The organism is Nitrosococcus watsonii C-113 (assembly GCF_000143085.1).
GTDB lineage: Bacteria > Pseudomonadota > Gammaproteobacteria > Nitrosococcales > Nitrosococcaceae > Nitrosococcus > Nitrosococcus watsonii.
In genome coordinates this window covers 771,921-792,916 of record NC_014315.1, presented here as the reverse complement: position 1 = coordinate 792,916, position 20,996 = coordinate 771,921, and the positions used below count along the sequence as shown (strand labels likewise).

At 46.2% G+C, this 20,996-nt stretch carries 19 protein-coding genes; 6 read left to right on the top strand and 13 right to left on the bottom strand.

The genetic code is table 11. The features are described from left to right. Positions 1–51: 51 nt before the first annotated feature. Positions 52–2,289 carry a 1,4-alpha-glucan branching protein GlgB gene (gene glgB / locus NWAT_RS03760; protein WP_013219830.1) on the top strand — a complete coding sequence of 746 codons (2,238 nt, stop codon included), beginning with the start codon at positions 52–54 and terminating at the stop codon, positions 2,287–2,289. A gap of 18 nt (positions 2,290–2,307) precedes the next feature. On the opposite strand, the gene pgi is transcribed toward glgB, so the two are convergent. The 5 genes from pgi to ndk all read right to left on the bottom strand — a co-directional run bounded on the left by pgi (position 2,308) and on the right by ndk (position 7,746). Next, complete coding sequence (gene pgi / locus NWAT_RS03755; RefSeq protein WP_013219829.1) at positions 2,308–3,969, bottom strand: glucose-6-phosphate isomerase; 1,662 nt, start codon at positions 3,967–3,969, stop codon at positions 2,308–2,310. Between the two features lie 14 nt (positions 3,970–3,983). After that, a complete protein-coding gene (gene hisS / locus NWAT_RS03750) occupies positions 3,984–5,255 on the bottom strand; it encodes a histidine--tRNA ligase (RefSeq protein ID WP_013219828.1) in 1,272 nt (423 codons plus the stop codon). A gap of 146 nt (positions 5,256–5,401) precedes the next feature. After that, on the bottom strand, positions 5,402–6,163 hold the full coding sequence (pilW, locus tag NWAT_RS03745) for a type IV pilus biogenesis/stability protein PilW (protein ID WP_041350445.1): 762 nt from the start codon (positions 6,161–6,163) through the stop codon (positions 5,402–5,404). Positions 6,164–6,171: 8 nt separating this feature from the next. Then, positions 6,172–7,290 (bottom strand): bifunctional tRNA (adenosine(37)-C2)-methyltransferase TrmG/ribosomal RNA large subunit methyltransferase RlmN, encoded by a 1,119-nt coding sequence (locus NWAT_RS03740; RefSeq protein ID WP_013219826.1) that lies wholly within the window; start codon positions 7,288–7,290, stop codon positions 6,172–6,174. A 21-nt stretch (positions 7,291–7,311) separates the two neighbouring features. Continuing rightward, positions 7,312–7,746, bottom strand: a complete 435-nt coding sequence (gene ndk / locus NWAT_RS03735; RefSeq protein ID WP_013219825.1) for a nucleoside-diphosphate kinase — start codon at positions 7,744–7,746, stop codon at positions 7,312–7,314. A gap of 217 nt (positions 7,747–7,963) precedes the next feature. On the opposite strand from ndk, the gene NWAT_RS03730 reads away from it, so the two are divergent. The 3 genes from NWAT_RS03730 (at position 7,964) to NWAT_RS03720 (ending at position 10,910) form a co-directional block, all read left to right on the top strand. Further along, on the top strand, positions 7,964–8,419 hold the full coding sequence (locus NWAT_RS03730; RefSeq protein ID WP_232420198.1) for a DUF4124 domain-containing protein: 456 nt from the start codon (positions 7,964–7,966) through the stop codon (positions 8,417–8,419). 200 nt (positions 8,420–8,619) lie between these two features. Continuing rightward, positions 8,620–10,344, top strand: a complete 1,725-nt coding sequence (locus NWAT_RS03725) for a proline--tRNA ligase (protein ID WP_013219822.1) — start codon at positions 8,620–8,622, stop codon at positions 10,342–10,344. Next, on the top strand, positions 10,344–10,910 hold the full coding sequence (locus tag NWAT_RS03720) for a lytic transglycosylase domain-containing protein (RefSeq protein WP_013219821.1): 567 nt from the start codon (positions 10,344–10,346) through the stop codon (positions 10,908–10,910). The genes NWAT_RS03725 and NWAT_RS03720 overlap by 1 nt, the downstream gene beginning before the upstream one ends. A 96-nt stretch (positions 10,911–11,006) precedes the next feature. Here the strand turns inward: NWAT_RS03720 and NWAT_RS03715 are convergent, their stop codons facing one another. The 4 genes from NWAT_RS03715 to NWAT_RS03700 are packed head-to-tail and all read right to left on the bottom strand — an operon-like array spanning position 11,007 to position 15,239. After that, complete coding sequence (locus NWAT_RS03715) at positions 11,007–11,666, bottom strand: NapC/NirT family cytochrome c (protein ID WP_013219820.1); 660 nt, start codon at positions 11,664–11,666, stop codon at positions 11,007–11,009. Positions 11,667–11,685: 19 nt separating this feature from the next. After that, positions 11,686–12,408, bottom strand: a complete 723-nt coding sequence (locus NWAT_RS03710) for a cytochrome c family protein (protein ID WP_013219819.1) — start codon at positions 12,406–12,408, stop codon at positions 11,686–11,688. A gap of 29 nt (positions 12,409–12,437) precedes the next feature. Then, entirely contained in the window at positions 12,438–13,484 is a 1,047-nt protein-coding gene (gene haoB, locus NWAT_RS03705) for a hydroxylamine oxidation protein HaoB (RefSeq protein WP_232420197.1), read from the bottom strand. Between the two features lie 12 nt (positions 13,485–13,496). Then, complete coding sequence (locus NWAT_RS03700; RefSeq protein WP_013219817.1) at positions 13,497–15,239, bottom strand: multiheme c-type cytochrome; 1,743 nt, start codon at positions 15,237–15,239, stop codon at positions 13,497–13,499. Between the two features lie 556 nt (positions 15,240–15,795). On the opposite strand from NWAT_RS03700, the gene pdxR reads away from it, so the two are divergent. Both pdxR and NWAT_RS03690 read left to right on the top strand, forming a co-directional pair. Further along, the gene (gene pdxR / locus NWAT_RS03695; RefSeq protein ID WP_013219816.1) at positions 15,796–17,316 is read left to right on the top strand and encodes a MocR-like pyridoxine biosynthesis transcription factor PdxR; all 1,521 of its coding nucleotides are present in this window, start codon (positions 15,796–15,798) and stop codon (positions 17,314–17,316) included. A gap of 51 nt (positions 17,317–17,367) precedes the next feature. Beyond that, on the top strand, positions 17,368–17,964 hold the full coding sequence (locus NWAT_RS03690; protein ID WP_013219815.1) for a cytochrome P460 family protein: 597 nt from the start codon (positions 17,368–17,370) through the stop codon (positions 17,962–17,964). Between the two features lie 92 nt (positions 17,965–18,056). On the opposite strand, the gene NWAT_RS03685 is transcribed toward NWAT_RS03690, so the two are convergent. The 4 genes from NWAT_RS03685 to panB all read right to left on the bottom strand — a co-directional run bounded on the left by NWAT_RS03685 (position 18,057) and on the right by panB (position 20,969). Beyond that, positions 18,057–18,512: a multicopper oxidase domain-containing protein gene (locus NWAT_RS03685; protein WP_013219814.1), complete on the bottom strand. Its 456-nt coding sequence runs from the start codon at positions 18,510–18,512 to the stop codon at positions 18,057–18,059. Positions 18,513–18,842: 330 nt separating this feature from the next. Beyond that, positions 18,843–19,115 (bottom strand): acylphosphatase, encoded by a 273-nt coding sequence (locus tag NWAT_RS03680; protein ID WP_013219813.1) that lies wholly within the window; start codon positions 19,113–19,115, stop codon positions 18,843–18,845. Between the two features lie 208 nt (positions 19,116–19,323). Then, positions 19,324–20,175: a pantoate--beta-alanine ligase gene (gene panC / locus NWAT_RS03675; RefSeq protein WP_013219812.1), complete on the bottom strand. Its 852-nt coding sequence runs from the start codon at positions 20,173–20,175 to the stop codon at positions 19,324–19,326. Next, on the bottom strand, positions 20,175–20,969 hold the full coding sequence (gene panB, locus NWAT_RS03670) for a 3-methyl-2-oxobutanoate hydroxymethyltransferase (RefSeq protein WP_013219811.1): 795 nt from the start codon (positions 20,967–20,969) through the stop codon (positions 20,175–20,177). The genes panC and panB overlap by 1 nt, the downstream gene beginning before the upstream one ends. Positions 20,970–20,996 lie beyond the last annotated feature (27 nt).

The window sequence follows — 20,996 nt, the reverse complement described above, 5'->3', positions numbered from 1 at the left end:
CTACCTTTTAAAATATAGTATAGCGTATAACCTTCAAAATATAAGTGCATCATGAACGATTCCCAGTATTCCACGCAACCCATAGCTCCGGAATTTTCAGAAGCAATCGAGAAACTCGTAAATGCTTGCTATTCAGATCCTTTTAGGGTACTAGGACCTCACCCCTATAGAAAAGGTATCGTTGTGCGGGCCTATCTCCCCCACGCGATCCGGGCATGGGTTGGAAGCGAGCCTCCCCAGGAAATGGCGCGCTCCTCGGTACTACATTTATTCGAATGGCATGGAAACCCTAAGAATCTCCCCTTGCCCTATCAAATTTTATGGGAGGACAAGATGGGATTTACCCACCATGAATACGATCCCTACTGCTTCCCGCCACAGCTTTCCGACTACGATCTTCATCTTTTTGGAGAAGGGAAACACTGGCATGTCTACCGTATTCTCGGCGCTCATCCTGTAAGCGTGGATGGAATCAGTGGTATTTTATTTGCCACATGGGCGCCCGAGGCTGAGCGAGTAAGCGTAGTAGGAGACTTCAATCGCTGGGATGGCCGCTGCCACCCCATGCGACTTCGAGGTTTGACCGGAGTCTGGGAGCTCTTCATTCCTGGTTTGAAACCGGGAACTCTCTATAAGTATGAACTTCGTAATCGCAACCATAAATCAATTCATCTCAAATCTGATCCTTACGGGCAACGATTCGAACAGCGCCCTCACACGGCCTCTATTGTAGCCGCCAAAAATAACTACCTATGGCAAGATAAGAAATGGATGCACCAACGCAAGCAGTTCGATTGGCTACATCAGCCAATTTCAGTCTATGAGGTTCACCTAGGATCCTGGCAACGGGACGAAAATGGTACTTTCCTTAACTATCGCCAACTAGCCCGACAACTTGTAGATTATGTCCTAAAAACAGGGTTTACCCACATTGAACTTCTACCAGTCACCGAGCACCCCTTGGATGCCTCCTGGGGCTACCAGACAACCGGCTATTTCGCGCCTACGAGCCGCTTCGGCAAACCTGATGAGTTCCGCTACTTTGTAGATTACTGTCACCTCCATGGCATTGGCGTACTTATGGATTGGGTGCCGGGGCATTTTCCAAAAGACGCCCATGGTTTAGCCCGATTTGATGGCAGCGCCCTATACGAGCACGAAGATCCCCGCTTAGGAGAACATCGGGACTGGGGAACACTTATTTTTAACTACGGCCGCCATGAAGTAAAAAATTTCCTGCTTTCTTCCGCCCTCTATTGGCTCGAAGAATTCCATATCGACGGTCTACGGGTAGATGCAGTAGCTTCGATGTTATATCTAGATTATTCCCGTCAAGAAGGGGATTGGATACCTAACAAATATGGAGGCCGCGAGAATCTTGAAGCCATCGACTTTCTACGGGAACTGAATAAAGTGCTTCATGCACAACATCCGGGGGTTCTGGTCATCGCAGAAGAATCAACTTCCTGGCCTATGGTTTCCCGCCCAATCTATCTTGGAGGTCTAGGCTTCTCCATGAAATGGAATATGGGCTGGATGAATGACACTCTTTCTTACATGAGCCAAGATCCTATTTACCGCCATTACCATCACGATGCCCTTACCTTTGGGCTGCTGTATGCCTTTAACGAAAACTTCATGCTACCTTTATCTCATGACGAAGTGGTCCATGGTAAGCAATCTTTACTCTACAAAATGCCTGGAGATGAATGGCAGCGATTTGCCAATCTTCGCCTACTTTATACTATGATGTTTACCTATCCCGGCAAAAAGCTGTTATTCATGGGCTGTGAATTCGGACAGGGAGAAGAATGGAACGAATCCCGAGCCCTAGATTGGTACTTGCTGGATTATCCTGTTCATCAAGGGGTACAAACAGCTATCAAGGATCTTAATCACCTCTACCGCAGTCTCTCTGCCCTTCATTACTATGATTTCGCTGGAGAAGGTTTTGAGTGGATTGACTGCCATGATTCTGCTCAATCGGTATTAAGTTATCTACGTCTAAAGGATGGGGATTTTGTGATTGTGGTATTAAATTTTACCCCGGTGCCTCGCACTAATTACCGCCTTGGGGTTCCAAAAGCTGGGATTTATTTAGAGTGCTTCAACTCGGACTCTACTTACTATGGTGGCAGTAATATGGGTAATAGCCAAACCATCCAGACTGATGATATGACCTGGATGGGACAGCCCTATTCCATCAATATTACGGTGCCTCCGTTGGCAGGAATCGTGCTGCAGTTAAAGCCGCTGACAAACAAAATGCCCACTACTAACTCTCCTTAACCCAGGAAAATAAGGCGCTCATTTTATGGGTGGGGACGGATGGATGTACTTATAATAATTTATCAGGCCGTTGGTAGAGGAATCGTGACTATTCACCTCCTCGGTATCCTGTAGTTCTGGTAAAATTTTTTTGGCCAGCTGCTTACCTAATTCTACCCCCCATTGGTCGAACGAATTAATATCCCAAATAAGACCCTGGGTAAACACTTTATGCTCATAAAAGGCAATCAATGCGCCCAGTGTCCAAGGTGTCAACTTAGAGAAGAGGAAAGAATTGCTGGGGCGATTGCCTTCAAAAAGCTTGTGAGGGATAAGCAACTCTACCTCCCCCTCGGCAAGATTCGCTTTTTCTAGCTCTGTTCTCACTTCAGCCTCGGATTTTCCTTTCATCAGGGCTTCGGTCTGAGCAAAGAAATTGGATAATAATATCTGGTGATGCTCTCCCATAGGATTGTGGGATTCAATAGGCGCTAAGAAATCCGCCGTTATTAACGGTGTCCCTTGATGCAAGAGCTGGAAAAAAGCATGCTGACCATTAGTGCCAGGCGCCCCCCAGATGACATTACCTGTAGCATAATTCACGGATGCTCCACCGCGGGTCACATGTTTGCCATTACTTTCCATCTCCAATTGCTGTAAATAGGCAGGAAACCGTTCTAAATACTGATCGTAAGGCAAAACAGCATGGCTTTGAGCCCCTAAAAAATTAATATTCCAGATGCCCACTAAGGCGGCGATTACCGGTATGTTTTGCCTGAGAGGTGTCTCCCGAAAATGATTATCCATCTCGTAGGCACCTTCAAGCAATTGTTCGAAATTCTCCATACCAAGGTAAAGAGCTATGGATAACCCAATAGCACTCCAAAGAGAATAACGACCACCAACCCAATCCCAAAACTCAAACATATTGCAGGGATCAATGCCAAATCTTTCTACCTCAGACCGGTTAGTAGAGACCGCAACAAAATGCTTAGCTATCGCCTTATCGTCAGGTGCTGCACGAAGAAACCAATTCCGTGCGCTATGAGCATTAGTTAAAGTCTCCTGAGTCGTAAAGGTCTTTGAAGAAATTACGAACAAGGCGGTCTCGGGTCGAATGGTTTTGAGAGTTTCGGCTAATTGGGTTCCATCGACATTAGAAACAAAATGGACCCGGAAACCAGATTTAGCATAGGGCTGCAGGGCTTCGGTAACCATGGCGGGACCCAAATCAGAACCACCAATCCCGATATTGACAATATCTGTTAAGCGCTCCCCACTAAACCCTCGCCACTGACCACCATGCACTTTATCGCAAAATTTCCTCATACGCTCCAAAACAGCGTTCACCTGGGGCATCACATCCTTGCCTTTTACCATAATGGAGCGATTAGCACGGTTGCGTAATGCAACATGCAAAACGGGGCGATTCTCTGTATTATTAATCGGCTCGCCGGCAAACATGCGGCTAATCCCTTGCTGCAATTCTCGCTCGTGGGCTAAGTCGAGTAGAAGTTTCAGCGTTTCTTCCGTGAGCCGATTCTTAGAAAAATCAAATAATATGTTACTGAAAATAAGAGAAAACTTATCAAACCGTTTAGGATCGGTTACAAATAAATCCCGCATATGCTGCTTTTTTATGCAGTCATAATGCTGGAGAAGGGAAACCCAGGAGTGAGCCTGCGCTAGAGAAGATTTCATCAATTTTCCAAATTTTAACTTTGGAGTTGCTGCTTAATATAAGCAGATAATTTGTCTTGAGGCACCAATTCCTGCGGCTTCCTCTGACGCAGATCTTTGACACTGACCGTCCCCTGGAGAATTTCATCTTCACCCAGAATGAGCGCCCACCGGGCACCACTGCGATCAGCTCGCTTCAATTGGCTTTTAAAACTTCCACCACCATGATTTACCTGTAGCCGCGCAGCTGGAATAGCCTCTCGCAACTGCTCGGCAAACAATAGCGACTCCTGCTCCGCCTGCGAACCCACGGCAACTAAATAGAGATCGGCAGGAAGTGGTGCTTGCAAGCGACCTTGCTCGCCTAGCAGTGCGACTAAGCGTTCCAAACCCAGAGCAAAACCAACTGCAGGTATAGATTGCCCCCCTAGCTGTTCTACCAAACCATCATAGCGGCCACCCGCACAAACCGTCCCCTGAGAGCCTAGCTGATCGCTTACCCACTCAAAAACTGTTCGCGTATAGTAATCTAGGCCTCGAACCAGTCGCGGGTTAATCTTATAGGCAATACCGGCACTATCAAGCGTGTGCTGCAGAGCCTCAAAATGAGCACACGAATCATCATCCAAATAATCTAAAAGTCGGGGCGCCCGCGCAATGATTTCGTGTAATGCAGGATTCTTACTATCCAAAATACGTAAAGGATTACTATGAAGTCGACGACGGCTGTCTTCATCTAAAACATCCTCGTGCGCCGTAAAAAAATCTACTAAACGTTCCCGATAGGCAATCCGTGCCGCGGGGGAGCCAAGGGAGTTAATTTGTAAGTGCAGATCCTGCAGCCCTAACTGTCGCCAGAAACGAGCTGTCATCAGAATAAGCTCGGCATCCACATCAGGCCCCTCGGTACCCAAAACCTCTACCCCAATTTGATAAAATTGGCGGTAACGACCCTTTTGCGGCCTCTCATGGCGAAACATGGGTCCATAGTACCAAAGGCGCAAGGAACCTTGGGTAAGCAAGCCATGTTGCAAGATAGACCGAACGCAGCCTGCCGTACCTTCTGGCCGCAGAGTTAAACTATCTCCATTACGGTCAATAAAGGTATACATCTCCTTTTCAACAATGTCGGTAACTTCACCAATGGAACGCCGAAATAACTCCGTAGACTCTAATAGGGGCAGGCGGATTTCTTGATAGCCATAGCTAGCCAGCACTCTAGATAAGACATCTTCTACCCGTTGCCAATGGGGAGTTTGATCTGGAAGGAGATCATTCATCCCCCGGATAGCTTGTATCTTTTTCACTACACCTAAACCTTATTTAGAGGAAAAATCCCCAGGCAGCCACAAGTTTGGCTATGAGAGCGCTTTTGCGTCCTCTGACAGAAAGGTATCCGCGCGAGTTTCAGCATGCATGGAATGCTAGTAGCAACGCCATCTATCACAATCCCCTACTGCCTATCTAAGCTTTTTTGCAGTAGCTTAGTTTCCGGGGAATCGGGAAAATTCCGCCTCAACAATAAAGCATAGCTAGACACTGCATCCTCATTGCCCAGTTCACGCTCAATTTTGATGCCAAGCCATAAGGATTTGGGGGTATGCCGAGCTCCCACCCGATAACGTTGCAAATATTCCTGCGCTCGTTGGTAATGGCCTTTCTCAAAATTTATTTCAGCCATATGGTATAAAGACTTGGGTAATCTTGGCTCAAGCTGCAAGGCTTTGCGATAATATCTCTCTGCTTTATCAAATTCCGCTAGTTTTTGGGCGGCCATCCCTGCATTCTCGTAGGCTAGTTCCGGTGTGCCATATAAAGGATTCTTAACGGCTTCTAAAAAGCGCGCCTCCGCATCTCCATAATGCCCCTGATTATAAAGAAAAACTCCATAGTTGTTTTGAGCTTCCGAGTACGCCGGATCCAACTTTATAGCCCGCTGAAAATATTTTTCTGCCTCCTCTGTCTGGCCTAAGCGTTGCTTGAGAAGAGCCATAGCATTGTAGGCACTAGGAATGTCCGGATCTTGCTGGATAGCGCGCTCTAGCTTTTTCAACGCCTGCTCCAACTCGCCTTGCTTAAAATACTCTACTCCCAACTGAACATTAATCTTGGCTGCTTTCTCCTTGTCAATCGAGGGTGTAACCTGCTCTTGAGAGGAGAAGATTGAGGCACAGCCTGCGAGGGCAAGTAGTGTAATAGTAAATACACCGATCATTCCGAGCTTCATAACACTAATGAAGACCGGGGTAAGGCACCCACCAAACGCTGCCTATCCATGGTGCGGCGGGTACGATCTTGAACCTGGCCTGCCAGCTGACCACAGGCAGCTGCAATATCATCACCGCGAGTTTTACGGGTAACAGTCATAATTCCTCCCCGTAACAATTTTTCTCGAAAGCGGTCAATAGTCTCGGCATCAGAACGACGATAAACACTACCCGGAAAAGGATTGAAAGGGATGAGATTAACCTTGGCAGGCAAACCTTGTAATAACCGCAGCAAAGCACGGGCATGCGAAAAGGAATCATTCACATCAGCCAACATGACATACTCGAAGGTCACGGCGCGCCTTCTATCCCCAGCAACATAGCGCCGACATGCTGATAGCAAATCCTCCAAAGGATATTTTTTATTTAAGGGAACAAGTTCATCGCGCAGCTTATCGGTAGGCGCATGAAGAGAAACCGCAAGGCTAACCGGGCAAACAGCTCGTAGCCGATCTATTGCGGGAACCATCCCCGCAGTGCTAAGAGTTACACGACGCCACGATAATCCGTAAGAAAAATCATCTAGCATTAAATTCATGGCGGCAACAACATTATTGAAATTAGCAAGAGGCTCTCCCATACCCATCATCACCACATTAGTGATGATGCGCTCACCTTTGGGAGTTCGTCCTAAGATTTTATTCGCTAGCCACAGCTGGCCAATAATTTCAGAGATTGCTAAATTACGGTTAAATCCTTGCTTTCCCGTAGCACAAAAAGAACAATCCAGAATACAGCCTACCTGGGATGAAATACATAATGTACCCCGATCTTCTTCAGGGATGAACACCGTTTCAATACAGTTGTTCCCATGTATGCGTAACAACCATTTACGGGTTCCATCAGCCGAGCGATGCTGCTGAACTATCTCCGGAAGAGATATCACCGCACTCTCCGCCAAACGTTTCCGTAGCGACTTGTTAAGATCAGTCATGGCGCTAAAATCAGTGACAAACCGCTGATAGATCCAACGAAGCACCTGGCGGGCACGAAACGGTTTTTCACCGAGGCAGGTAAAAAAGGCTTCCAACCCAGCTCGATCCAGATTAAGCAGATTAGTTCTGGAGTCGGTCATGATCGTAAGAAGCTTTGCCCTTTAGCCAATGATCCGCGGACAAATTTCTTCTGGTTTGAAGAAAAAATTGATTTCCTGCTCAGCCGTCCCTGATCCATCAGAGCCGTGAACCGCGTTAGCATCAATATTTTCCGCAAAATCGGCGCGTATTGTGCCTGGATCGGCTTCTTTAGGGTTGGTTGCCCCCATTATCTCCCTATTTTTAGCAATAGCATTCTCTCCCTCTAAAACCTGCACCATGACTGGACCCGAGGTCATAAACCCAACCAAATCATTATAAAAAGGCCGCTCCTTATGGACCGCATAAAACCCCTGGGCTTGCTCCTTTGACAAGTGGAACATGCGAGCCGCTACAATCCGTAGACCCGCTTTTTCAAAGCGGGTATAAATCTCCCCGATGATATTCTTGGCAACCGCATCTGGCTTAATAATGGAGAGGGTGCGCTCAATCGCCATTTATACTATGCTCCTTTGGAAGGCAAAGAATTTCAATAAAAGTAAAGAATTCCCTGGAAATAAATTATATCATCTTAGCCAGCGCTTATGCCCAGAACAATATAAACTTCATAGATATTTGAAGTCTTTACCTTTAATAGCAAACGCTTTTCATAATTCCAAATTATAATTCTGAGTGTAATAAAATAACATACCCAATACCAATATGGCTCCAAAAATGCCGATATTCCTTCTGTTAACATTCATCGCCATGCTTTTTATGAGCTTAGCAGTCCCTATAGCAGCAGATAGCGCCTACAAATGGGTGGATGAGAAGGGAGTTACTCACTACTCTCAACGGCCGCCACCTGATCGGGAAACTAAAAAGATGGCTTCGCCACCTGCTCCAGATAAGCTAAAAATGCCTGCCGAATCTTTAAATATGCGCCTTGAACGCTTGGAGCAAGAACAGGCTGCACGAGAAAGGGCAGCAAAGCAACAAGCGCAAGAGGAAAAGCAGCAGGCTGCCCGTAAGCACAACTGCGAAGCAGCTCGCAAAAATTTAACATTATACAAGGGAAATCCTCGTTTGCGCATTGGTGACAGCAGTGGCAACTATACCCGTTTAAACGAGAAGGAACGGCACGCCCATATTACCGAAGCAAAACAACAAATTGAGGAAAATTGTGATTGAATGCCAGCGCTTCAGGATTGAAAAATTTTAAAAATGATTTTTGGGCGCTACAAGTCTAGCGAAGAATATCTAAAAACACCATAAAATTAAGGGCACCCACAATAAAAGACAATCTTAAAATAGCTTTTAGATAGCGCACAATTATTACCATAAACAGCCTCTATGATTTAATTGAGGCTAATAATACTCCGTTAATAGATATGCGTACCTCTCAATATTTGCTTACTACCACCCGCGAAACCCCAGCTGACGCCGAGATAATCAGCCATCAGTTGATGCTTAGGGGAAGTTTTATCCGCCGACTTGCAGCAGGCCTCTATACCTGGCTCCCCCTGGGCTTACGCGTACTGCGCAAGGTTGAAAATATTATCCGTGAAGAAATGGATAAAGCTGGTGCCCAGGAAGTATTAATGCCAGCAGTACAGCCTGCTGAGCTATGGCGAGAAACAGGACGCTGGGAGCAATATGGGTCAGAGTTATTGCGTTTTACTGATCGTCATCAACGATTTTTCTGCTTTGGCCCTACTCACGAGGAAGTCATTACTGATCTCATCCGCCGTGAGATACAGAGTTATAAACAGCTGCCTGCCAATTTTTACCAAATACAGTTGAAATTCAGAGATGAAATCCGACCTCGATTTGGGGTCATGCGATCACGGGAATTTTTAATGAAGGACGCCTATTCTTTCCATACAGACCAAACATCATTAGGTCAAACCTATCACCAAATGTATGAAACCTATTCTTGTATCTTTGATCGAATCGGATTAACCTTCCGAGCGGTACAAGCTGATACTGGAATGATTGGCGGCAAAACATCCCATGAGTTTCATGTGCTGGCTACCTCTGGTGAAGATGCCATTGCCTTCTCGGATAAAAGTGCCTATGCCGCCAATGTAGAATTAGCGGTTGCCCTCCCCCCTACCGATAAACCAGCCACGCCAAAAGAAACACTTTCTTTAATAGAAACACCAGGGCAGTGCACTATTAGAGAAATCAGCCAATTCCTTAACATTCCATCCTCGCGCTGCATCAAAACCCTGTTAGTGCAAGGCAGCGAGGGAGAGTTAGTAGCTCTCGCACTACGGGGTGACCATGAACTCAATGCGGTGAAAGCGCAAAAACTTCCTCAAGTAGCCAACCCTCTTCAATTTGCCACACCCGAACAGGTATGGGAAACTTGCAATGCCTCTATCGGTTCCATAGGCCCCAAGGGTCTTGAGATCTCCCTTATTGTGGATCACAGCGCGGCTCAGTTAGCGGATTTTGTCTGCGGTGCTAATATGGAGGGTAAACACTTCACCGGAGTTAATTGGGGGCGGGATTTACCAGAGCCCACCACAGCGGATATTCGCAATGTAGTCGATGGAGATCCAAGCCCTGATGGAGAGGGAACCTTATCCATTGCTCGGGGTATCGAAGTAGGCCATATTTTTCAGCTTGGCAAAAAATATAGCCAGGCCATGAATGCTACTGTGTTAGATGAAGCAGGTCGAGCTATCAACTTGGCAATGGGCTGTTATGGTATTGGCGTTTCTCGCGTGGTAGCTGCCGCTATTGAGCAAAATCATGATGAGCACGGTATTATCTGGCCTGCGCCCATTGCTCCCTTCCAATTAGCGCTCGTTCCTATTAATGCACATAAATCAGTGCGGGTAAAGGAAATGAGTGACCAGCTCTATACCGAGCTACAAGCAGCAGGATTTGAGGTACTGCTCGATGACCGACAATTACGCCCTGGCGTAATATTCGCTGATATGGATCTAATCGGTATTCCCCATCGTTTAGTGATCAGTGAGCGGGGATTAGAAAATAGTACTGTCGAATATAAGCGGCGTCAGGATGGAAAAACTTGTGTTATTCAGTTAGATAACTTTATTTCCGGACTCAAGGACCAATTAAAAACTCCGATACCTAGGAGGTAATGAAACTCCTATATTATATTCGATTATTTATTTTAGTCTCTTTTCCTATCCTGCTGGGTACTACTTCTATTGAGCCATCCAATAATAAACAGATGCGGCAACAGCTTATCTCCGCCATCGGAAAGAAGGATGGGTTTAAAGACACGTTTCATGCCCAAGTCTGGTTATTGGATATGGAACGCCGTCTTAAAATCCGCATTCCTCAGATAAAAGAGCGCTTGACGCTCCTACGTTTAGCCCACCGTGAAGCGATCCAGGCAAAGCTAGCTCCTGAACTTGTACTCGCCGTTATTGAGGTAGAAAGTAACTTTAACCGCTTTGCTATTTCTGAAGCGGGTGCCCGCGGCCTTATGCAAATCATGCCTTTTTGGCTCAAAGAAATTGGCCATAAAGAAGATAACCTTATGGACATTGCAACCAATCTGCGTTTTGGTTGCACTATTCTTCGGCGCTACATTAACCGTGAAAAAGGTGATCTTACCCGCGCTCTAGCCCGCTATAATGGCAGTATCGGAAAAGCATGGTATCCAGACCGGGTCTATAAAGCCCTCCACCATTGGCAGTAATAGGTATTTTCCCGCTCGTCGGTTCAAAAAAGCCCCAGTTTTAGCTGGGGCTTTTATAAAATCTAACACAAAAAAATACTGCAATCGCGTTTATATTTAATTTCTTACCGAACGAGTCTCCACTCCGGCCAACGGATTACGGTCTGTCCAATCTATCTCTTCCATAATAACCATCTCGCCGCGCCGTTCACTTGCATCAAGATCAGTATGCTCCACAGGAGCATGCACAAGATTTTGATGACAATCAATGCAGGTCCAACCTTCATCAAGCTTTTTGTGAGCTCGCTGGCCGGATTTAGCTGCCGGTTGTGGATCCTGGTGGCAATCTCGGCAAGTCACGCTATCCCATCCCTTTAGATTCATTCGGGCATGATGGGCCATTTCTTGCCGGCGCTCATTAAATTTTTCAAGCGTGGAATAATCGTTAACAAGTTCTAAATAAAGTTCTCGTGCCCCATCCACCACATGAGTGTAGACCGCTTTATGAAAGTTCCCTAACCCCTGAGGAATATGGCAATCCTTACATTGGGGCTCAAAGCCAAATCTGCCATAATGAGCAGACTCCTGCAATTCTTCATACGGATAAGACATAGAATGACAACTAGTGCAAAAGGTGGTCGTTGATAACGCCGCCTCGCCTCCAAAAACGATAACAATGAGACCAAATAGCCCCCCCGCTCCGACCGCAACCGGGCGCCAATGAACTTTAAAATACTCAACAATGGCTTGCCACCATTGTTTTAATTTAGATAGCATATTATTTTACTCCTACCATTTATTTTTTCTGCGGTGGCGCAGCATGCTTTTGGAATTCTTCATGGAACGATGCGACCGGATCACCAGAAAAAACACCCTCTAGCTTATAATGCTTGTGCATCGCTTCATCATTATGCACCGCTTCCTCAAAATTGAACTCATATTTCGGATCTACTTCAGGGGTAAAGGGAGTATAGGGCTCTTTAGCATGAGGCCAAGGAGAACCCTCGTAGTTAAGGTGACAAGCATTGCAGCGCTCTTCAAATGCCTTATCAGTAAAAACCTGCCCAGCTACTGCAAGTTCCTGCCGAGGAGTCGTTTCCTGGGATTCCTCAAACTTCTCGGCTGCATCCTTATGGATATGCTTATACCTAGACCCAGGACCATGGCAGGATTCGCAGCCAACGCCCTGTAAATACTTTTTCAAGCGTTTGGAGAGATCGATTTCGTAGCCCCCATCTTTCCTAAACCCCGTCACATGGCAACCGACGCAATCAGGATCTTCAGTATAATCCTCATCAGGGTCCAGTCCTGCTTTTTCCTTGGCTTCTACTTCTTCGCCAGGCTCTAAAGACTTCATCGCCTGTCCATGATCCGTCTCAAGCCATGAATGATACTGAGACTCATGGCAACTCTTACATTTCTTAAGGCCATCGTAGGGTGGTTCCCCCTGGGCCCACGCTGTTCCCATAGCGATCGCCAACAGAGCATAAAAAAATATATATCTAATTATCTGGTTCATAACTTTTCTCCTTTAGAGGAAAACACTAATTAACCAGCATCATTAGCAGGCGGCAACGAATAAACCCAATAACTGCCATACTGAGCGACCAACTTGAGCACTTCAAGCTCCATTGGGTTTGAGGTACTAAACGGTAGCAACTTGACTATTAGAGCATTCTTATCAGTACCGCCAGTCAAAAAATAGGTGCGGATCGTGTCCTCATCTGAACGATGCACTAAATATGACTCATAGCCATTTTCCGTTATCCAGTCCTTAACGTGGGGAATTAATCCATGAATTTGTCTGCCACCGGGAAAATCCTTATAACCAATGCCGAAACGCTTAGGCTCCATCGCGCCTAATTTATAGGCATCCGACCAGTGCACAACAACATAGGCCTCCTGCCCCCCTGACAATTCCCTTAGTATCGATGCACCCTCAGTTTCACTGGCTAATAAGGCTTCTGCAACACGCTTTTGGCGAGTCTTCGCCTCGCTTGAATTGGTTACTTGCCAAAACTCATGCTCTAAACTTTCAATCGCCTTTCGCTGATCAGCCCAAGGAGCCGGGATTAATAGCGGTTCTGCTAGATTTCCATTGAATAGAGTATTTACCCCGGTAAGTAATTCAAGCCGGCGAGAGGTATCCCACCAACTTAGTACCATAGCTTCAGAGGGTACATGTGTAGCGATTCCTCGAGCCAATTTAGTTAGATCTTCAATAGTGCTACTAATCGCTAGCAGGGGTTCAATAAGGTTATTCTTCCACTCCAGCAACACTGGAGCCCGATTGCCCTTAGAACCTGTATATAGCTCTACTAAAGGTTCCTTTTGCACTTCCTCGGCAAGTAATTCATATTTACGGACGGTTATTCCCTCGTAAGCATCAAGCCCTAGCTCGGGAAATACTTCCACTTTGCCTTCTGCCACCTTTTTATATTGGTATGGCGCTTTCTCACCGCCAGCTGGACTCAGTAATGCCCAGGCAAGCCAGCCCAAGAGGAGAAGCCCCCCCGCTATCAGCATTATGCCAATAAGCGGGAGAGCTTTATTCGTTCCTTCTTTTGAGGAAGGTGGCATAGTATTTTCAGCCACAGACACAGGCGCTTAACCCTCCGTTTTTTGCTTGCGCCGCCAGGCTACCAAACCCACACCGGCAAGTACCATACCGCCACCTAGACCACCCACGACGGCTCGTTCTACCTGGCTATCCAGATTTAATAGCTTTGCCGCTTTTATATCACCTTCCAGCATAGCAACCTGGCTTTTTAGCTTAGCAAACGCCCTGAGCTGGGTATTTGCATCTTGGATATTGGTATAGCGCTCCAGTAATGGTCCCCAGCCTTCTGTGTAAGTCCAAAAACCCGGGTTTACGTGGGCCAGCGCCTTATAATGCTTGAGCAGATCCTGCTCCCACATTTTTGAATATTGCAACTCTACGGTAGTGGGGTTGTTTCCCTTTGCAATAAATAGTTGGAAGAACTCCCCGGGGGCATCATGCTCAGGCTTAGGTGGAGCAGGACGGTTAGTTTTCTGACCAGGCAGCAAGCCATCCTCATATAACGCCTCAACGATTTGTTTCGCCTCCAGCTGCTTTTTAAGTCCCGAGATAATGCCATTATCCACAAACTCAAGGTAAGATTCAGCAAAAGTAGCGGAATGGCAATTAGTACAAGTTTCTATCCACGCCTCGTTACGCTTCTCATACCACTCATGCTCGAGATTATTGGCGATTTTCTCTTGGGGATTGAAGGCCCACCGTACCTTACGCACCACATTGTGGCCAAATCTGCCTTTGTACTCCATATGGCAGAAAGCACAGGTTGGTGCGGTTTGCTCATTTTCCGCAATAGCATCCTTAAGCGGCACCTCCCAATCCCAGGTATCTCCTAGCATCAGGTAGGTAGTGCCGTGCTTAGACATTAAGTAGTTTTCATACTCGTTGTGATCCGCCCCATTATGGCAATTACCACAGGCATCGGGCTTACGGGCTTCCACTGCTGAGAACTGGTGGCGGGTATGACAAGTGTCGCAGCGATTTTGGTTGATATGGCACATGGTGCAGCCATCCGCAACTTCCCGATCTTCCATTGCCGCCCAGGTGGCAAGATCCACATTAGCTTGATAATCAAGCGCGTGAGAGGGGCGTCCCGGCGGCCAAACCGGATCAATTTTATTACCTTTTACATCCGTGTCTGGCCAGACGATGGTATCACGCTCCGATTCCCGTTCGGCAAACTGTTGCAAGTGGCAAGTTCCACAAACGGCAGCATCGGGAAGACGAAGATCCTGATTATGGTGGCCTTTTTCAGCACCAACACCAACATGGCAATCGATACAGCTCACTTCTTTCAGATTCTCGTTCTTTTCCAGCTTACCCATTGAGCGGAGGTTATCTTCCACCTCTTTTATAAGTTTTTTCTTATAGTAACGGGAATCGTCTTTAGGTAAATTACGGATTTCGTCTAAATTCGCGTGGACACTCTTTCTCCAGGCATGAACCCACCCCCGAGTTTCATCTTCGTGGCATTCTATACATTCCTCACGGGTGGCCACCTTAGCTGGTTGAGCGGGCGGCGAATAATAAGTATAAGGGTCCAAATACTGGCTAAAGGGAAGAGGCTCCCAATATTCAGCATACTTACCCTCCCCATGCCCTTGGGCTGGATCGTAATAACGTTCTGTTATTGCCTCGTACAACTCTTTGGGCGAAGCTTTATATTTATCCACGCCGAGAGCTTCATAAAGCTCATCCGGGATATCAGCACTTGCATTGCCCACGAATAACAAGCTTACGCTAAAAACCGCAGCAATGGCTCGCAAGAGCCTTTTAATTATACTGTCACTCATAATTGACCTCTAATTGCACTGTCACTCATATTGACCTCCTTCGCACCTGGAGTCCTAAAGCATAAATGCTATGTTTTTTGTGGTTATATGGTTTACTGGCCTCAATGAAAAGTACCACTTACATGAAAAACAAGGAGACCAATAGAGCCAGTTTAATATTGCAGCATGGTACCAATTATTGTTTCTAAAATACTGGGCATAGCTGCGAGCAAAGTTAATTAAATTATTGATAATGTAGCAGAACTACAAATTCTCTAACTAAATAATCATGACGACTTAAGCTTATTAAAGTATAGCCTAGATCAGCAAAGCTCCACTACCACACGCTGCAACTAGCGTTGAGTATAACAACAAAATAGTTCATTGCAACAAAGCCATGGTAGAGATGTTTTGCGACGAACCATCCAAATACCGTAACCATGCAATACAAGAGTCTATGTTTAAAATGGCGCCAATCTAAAGATACTTACAATTGGCCCTATTTGTGATCGCAGGAAATCAATTTAGAATAGATCCAAATATATTCTATGAAAAACCAAGTACTAACTTAAAGCTTATGCAATTACCGCTAAAGCTAGAACGCCAGAGCAAACAGACCTTACAAAACCAGCTTTTCGAACAGATTCGTAGCCTGATTTTAAGTGGTAAACTAAAGCCCGGTACGCTCATGCCCGCCACCCGATCTTTAAGCGAGCAACTAGGAGTTTCCCGTAATACGGTACTTTTGGCGTATGATCGCCTCATTGCCGAGGATTACCTTCAAACGCAAGAAGCAGTGGGAACCTATGTCAACTCCTACTTACCATCAGACTCTCTTGTCCTCAAGGCTCCCACGCAACCGCTCATGCTTCCTGAAAAGCCCCAGTCAAAACGGCATCCCGTGTTGTTTCAAGGCCGGGCTCAAAGAGTAGCCAACTCTCAGCGGAGCGGTCTTGCCATAGATTTTCGAGTAGGACGTCTGGATCCTCACTCTTTTCCCACTAAAACTTGGCGTCGCTTAATTTTACGCCATCTGAACGCGAGTGGGTCCAATCTAACAGAGTATCGTAACCCCATTGGGATTGTGGCCCTGCGAGAAGCGGTAGCTAACCACCTAGGACCTGCTAGAGGTATTGCCGTTACCCCAGAACAAATTATTGTTGTCAGCGGCAGCCAGCAAGCCCTAAACATTGTCGCTCGTTTATTGATAGCTCAAGGAACCCGTGTGGTCACAGAATGCCCCTGCTACCAGGGAGCTGCTTATGTATTTGAGAGCTATGGCGCCCAACTCCACCCTGTGCCGGTAGATCAATATGGACTACAGGTTTCAAAACTTCCCCTTGCGCCCGCGAGTTTGGCTTATGTCACCCCTTCCCACCAATATCCCATGGGATCAACCCTTTCCCTAAAACGCCGGGTTCAATTATTGGACTGGGCTGGGCAAGTCGGTGCGTACTTGATTGAAGATGATTACGATAGCGACTTCCGGCATAATGGCTCCCCATTGACGGCTTTAGCAGGGTTGGATCCTTATGACTGCGTGATTTATATGGGAACGGTGTCAAAATCAATTGGTGCTGGACTTCGTCTTGGCTATGTTTTATTTCCGGGAGAGTTAATGGAACCGGCAAAGACAGTCAAGGCCTTACTAGATAACGGTAATCCCTGGCTCGATCAGGCAATCCTGGCTGATTTTATCTCCGACGGTGGCTACGCCAAGCACTTGCGGCAAATACGGCGAATGTATCTCCGGCGCCGTGACTGCCTAATAGCCGCCTTAAAATCCCATTTCGGAGAGGTTAAGCTATCGGGGTTAGAGGGAGGAATGCATCTTGTTTGGCACCTGCCCCCCAATTTTCCTACAGCTATCGAAATGCAAGCAATTGCTCGGAAAGCAGGAGTCGGGATTTATGCCTTAGAGAGCGGAGGTGCCTATGATTATGGCCATAAAGAATATAGTGAACGTATCCTCCTCCTTGGTTATTCCTCTCTTGCCGAAGCCCAAATTTGTGCGGGAATCGCCAAAGTAGCAGCGGCATTTTTAAAGGAGCTAGGCCACCCCTCAACAAAACCCAAACTGGCTTCTCAAACTAATTGAAGCCATCTCTACAAAATCTATAAGATCAATTTTTATCACTAAGAGGTACCCATGAATCAACCTAATTCCATCTACCATAAAATCCACTGCTTATGGAAAATTGCTAGCTTCGCCTTGATTAGTTATACAGCCTTCAGCCCAATGACGCACGCGGCGGATTCGTCTCCAGCACTTTTTAACGTTAATAACGAGCTTCTCCAGCCAGAAGGTTATAGAGAGTGGGTTTATGTCGGCACCACGGTAACACCCGATGATATGAACAATGGCAAAGCCGAAGTTCCCGAATTTCATAATATTTATATCGATCCGAAAAGCTTTACCCACTGGAAAAAAACTGGCCAATTTCGAGACGGGACCATGGTAGTGAAAGAACTTCTCAGCGTAGGCGCCAAAAAGGCGTTGACGGGTAATGGTTACTTCATGGGGGAGTTTACCGGTTTAGAGGCGGCCGTAAAAAACTCCAAACGATTTCCCGACGAGCCAGGCAACTGGGCCTATTTTATGTATGGCATGAAATACCCCCTGCCGCGTAAAGCTACAGCCAAACCTACTGCTGAATGCAATGCATGTCACCAAAACAATGCCGAAGACGATTGGGTTTTTACTCAATATTACCCGGTCCTTCAAGCCGCAAAGCCTAATAAATAGTAGGCAAAAGTAAGGAGTCAACAAAACAAAAAGAGGGGGTATTTAAATACCCCCTCTTTTTGTCTACATTATAGTTATAAAATCATTTATCGTTACATGTCTATCCTCGCCACCTGCTCATTGGCATTAATATGGCAGTGATACCAAAAGGCACCTGTTTTTTCTGCTTTCCAACGGTAAGTAAAATTCCCGCCAGCTTCAACAGCTTCTTGTATAGATAAAAACCTTTTCGACTTTTCCAACGCTCCATCCTTGTGCTCGTGATTCATCTCATGAACACCATGCCAACGAACGGTGTGATCAACAGGGGTATTGTTTTTTACGTGAATAACAACATTATCACCTTTATTAACATGAACGACGGCGCTCTCACTCTGCTTACCGGAAGAAAGCACGCTTATCTCACCAATGGGAACGGTAAACACCCACTCTTTTGCCCAAGTTTGTTGAGTGGATAAAAACATCCCCAGTAAAATTAAAATAGACCCACTCAAAAATTGGCCTCCAGGTTGTCGAACATTATTCCATATAGTATTGAGAAGTTTCATTTGATTATCTCCATTATGCTTTCATTACAAATGCTTTCATTCTATAAGACGCAAAAATTTGTATAAAAAATCGTTACTTTAAAAACCTATAACATTAAGAAAATTTACTTACCAAAAAAGGTATTTTATTTGCCTCTTTTAGGGTAAAGAGAAAGACGTATTCAATATGCATTTCCCATGACATGAAAAGGTATATAAAATACATCTTATGAGTTAATTGTATACCCAAATAAAAAAATGTCAAGTAAAAAAATAAATTTTCTGCTTACCTATGACTTTCTTCAAAAAGCGCAGAGAACTTCTAGCCCTTTACCACATAACAGCAGCAATCTAACGCACCTCAAACATCTGAATTTCTGGAATTTCTACCATCTCAGATTGCACATCAGTCACCTGTGCTAAAGGCGGACCCTGCCATAACCACTCTTTAAGCGCTCCAACCGCCCCAACTTCCCCTTGCAGCAAGGCTTCTACCCTACCATCAGGTAAATTACGCACCCACCCCCGGACACCCAACTCCATTGCTTTCTCCCGGGTAGAAGCACGAAACCCTACTCCTTGAACTCGACCAGCAATTAGGCATCGTACACACGCAACAACCACCTCTGCCCCCTACTCTTATATCTTTCTACTAGCAGAAATCTAAAACAAGATTTTCAAACAAAAATATTAAGGAGCTGAAACAGCTTTCAAGCAGCTTGAACTGAAGTGGTATTCCTCGTATGGAGGATAGCATTTCGATTATCCTGATAAACTGAACAACCCTTAAGTACTCAATAATATTTTTATTAATTATGACGCTTTAATCGGCTTACTTTAACTGAACCAGCACGTTATCGATAAGGCGGGCTCTCCCTAAATAAGCAGCCGCCAAAATCGCTATATTATTTTTGCCTTCCCCTGGTTCAGCTAAATCTTCAGCCCTTCGAATATAAAAATAATCAGGACGAAAACCAGCTTCCACCAACCTTTGGCGGCCTTCTTCTTCTAAAATCGGGAAATTACGCCGTCCCTTTTCAATGGCTTCCGCAGCATGTCTAAGGGCACCAAAAAGTATCGGAGCCCTCGTCCGCTCCTCTTGAGTAAGATAATTATTACGCGAGCTCAATGCCAAACCATCCTTATCTCGCACCGTAGCTATGCTCTCAACCTCTACAGGCATGACGAGATCTGCGACCATACGCCGAATAATAAGCAGCTGCTGATAATCTTTTTCTCCAAATACCGCAACCTGGGGCTGTATAATATTAAATAATGCCGCCACAACCGTGGTCACCCCTCTGAAATGTCCTAACCGGGAAGCTCCTTCTAAAATATCTGAAAGTCCAGGTACCTCAACCTGAGTTACGCTTTCCAATCGCTGCGGATAGATATCTTCCAGCGATGGAGCAAAAACCATCGCTACCCCATACTCGGCTAAGTATTGCTGATCTTTCTTAAAGGTCCGAGGATAACGCGAATAATCATCCTGGTCATTAAACTGGAGCGGATTGACAAAGATGCTGACGATCACGCGATCCGCCAATTGAGCAGCCCGCTCAACCAAAGCTAGATGACCTTTATGAAGATTACCCATGGTTGGCACTAGCGCAACTCTTTCCCGGGAGGCTCGCCAGTCTTCCACTGTAGTACGCACTGCGGCAACAGTCCGCAAGACTCGCATTAGTAGCTTAGCTCAAGAGGAGGAAATTCTTTTTTTTTCACAGCGCTGACATAAGCTTGGATCGCGTCTGGAATATTGTTTGTTCCCTCGAGAAAATTGTGGCTAAAGCTTGGTGGCTTTCCACGACTGATGCCCAACATATCGTAAAGCACTAGCACCTGGCCATCACAATAAGGGCCAGCACCACAACTAATAACAGGAATCTTTAAGACATCCGTGATCTCGTTACCAAGGCGGGCGGGTACGCACTCTAAAATCAGCATATCCGCTCCTGCCTCCTGCAAAATCATAGCATCGTCGTGAATCTGTTGTGCTGAGGTTTCGCCCCGCCCTTGTACCCGATAACCACCCATCCGATGGACTGATTGCGGCAACAGTCCTAAATGAGCGCACACAGGAATACCGCGCGCCGTCAGATACTCCACAGTCTCAGCCAATAAACGTCCCCCTTCGAATTTTACCATTTGCACACCCCCCTCACGCATGAGCCGAGCAGCATTATCCGCTGCCTGGATGGGGGTGGCGTAACTCATAAATGGCATATCCGCCAGCATAAAAGCACGCTGACTTCCCCGGGCCACGTTCCGGCAATGGTAAACCATATCGTCCATGGTGACCGGTAAGGTGCTCTCTTGCCCCTGGAGCACCATGCCCAAGGAATCTCCTACCAGCAATACCTCCACTCCGGCAGCTTCTAACAGGGCGGCAAAGCTGGCGTCATAAGCCGTCAGCATGGCAATTTTCTCACCCTGCCGCTTCATTTTCCGCAATTTAGTAAGAGTCAAACGCCCCATCAAATTGGCCCTTTCCAACCATAAAGT

Excerpts from the sequence above, each read along its gene's own strand:
- glgB (WP_013219830.1), top strand. The coding sequence starts at position 52 with ATGAACGATTCCCAGTATTCCACGCAACCCATAGCTCCGGAATTTTCA.
- pgi (WP_013219829.1), bottom strand. The coding sequence starts at position 3,969 with ATGAAATCTTCTCTAGCGCAGGCTCACTCCTGGGTTTCCCTTCTCCAG.
- pilW (WP_041350445.1), bottom strand. The coding sequence starts at position 6,163 with ATGATCGGTGTATTTACTATTACACTACTTGCCCTCGCAGGCTGTGCC.
- NWAT_RS03740 (WP_013219826.1), bottom strand. The coding sequence starts at position 7,290 with ATGACCGACTCCAGAACTAATCTGCTTAATCTGGATCGAGCTGGGTTG.
- ndk (WP_013219825.1), bottom strand. The coding sequence starts at position 7,746 with ATGGCGATTGAGCGCACCCTCTCCATTATTAAGCCAGATGCGGTTGCC.
- NWAT_RS03730 (WP_232420198.1), top strand. The coding sequence starts at position 7,964 with ATGCCGATATTCCTTCTGTTAACATTCATCGCCATGCTTTTTATGAGC.
- NWAT_RS03725 (WP_013219822.1), top strand. The coding sequence starts at position 8,620 with ATGCGTACCTCTCAATATTTGCTTACTACCACCCGCGAAACCCCAGCT.
- NWAT_RS03720 (WP_013219821.1), top strand. The coding sequence starts at position 10,344 with ATGAAACTCCTATATTATATTCGATTATTTATTTTAGTCTCTTTTCCT.
- NWAT_RS03715 (WP_013219820.1), bottom strand. The coding sequence starts at position 11,666 with ATGCTATCTAAATTAAAACAATGGTGGCAAGCCATTGTTGAGTATTTT.
- NWAT_RS03710 (WP_013219819.1), bottom strand. The coding sequence starts at position 12,408 with ATGAACCAGATAATTAGATATATATTTTTTTATGCTCTGTTGGCGATC.
- NWAT_RS03700 (WP_013219817.1), bottom strand. The coding sequence starts at position 15,239 with ATGAGTGACAGTATAATTAAAAGGCTCTTGCGAGCCATTGCTGCGGTT.
- pdxR (WP_013219816.1), top strand. The coding sequence starts at position 15,796 with ATGCAATTACCGCTAAAGCTAGAACGCCAGAGCAAACAGACCTTACAA.
- NWAT_RS03690 (WP_013219815.1), top strand. The coding sequence starts at position 17,368 with ATGAATCAACCTAATTCCATCTACCATAAAATCCACTGCTTATGGAAA.
- NWAT_RS03685 (WP_013219814.1), bottom strand. The coding sequence starts at position 18,512 with ATGAAACTTCTCAATACTATATGGAATAATGTTCGACAACCTGGAGGC.
- panC (WP_013219812.1), bottom strand. The coding sequence starts at position 20,175 with ATGCGAGTCTTGCGGACTGTTGCCGCAGTGCGTACTACAGTGGAAGAC.
- panB (WP_013219811.1), bottom strand. The coding sequence starts at position 20,969 with ATGGGGCGTTTGACTCTTACTAAATTGCGGAAAATGAAGCGGCAGGGT.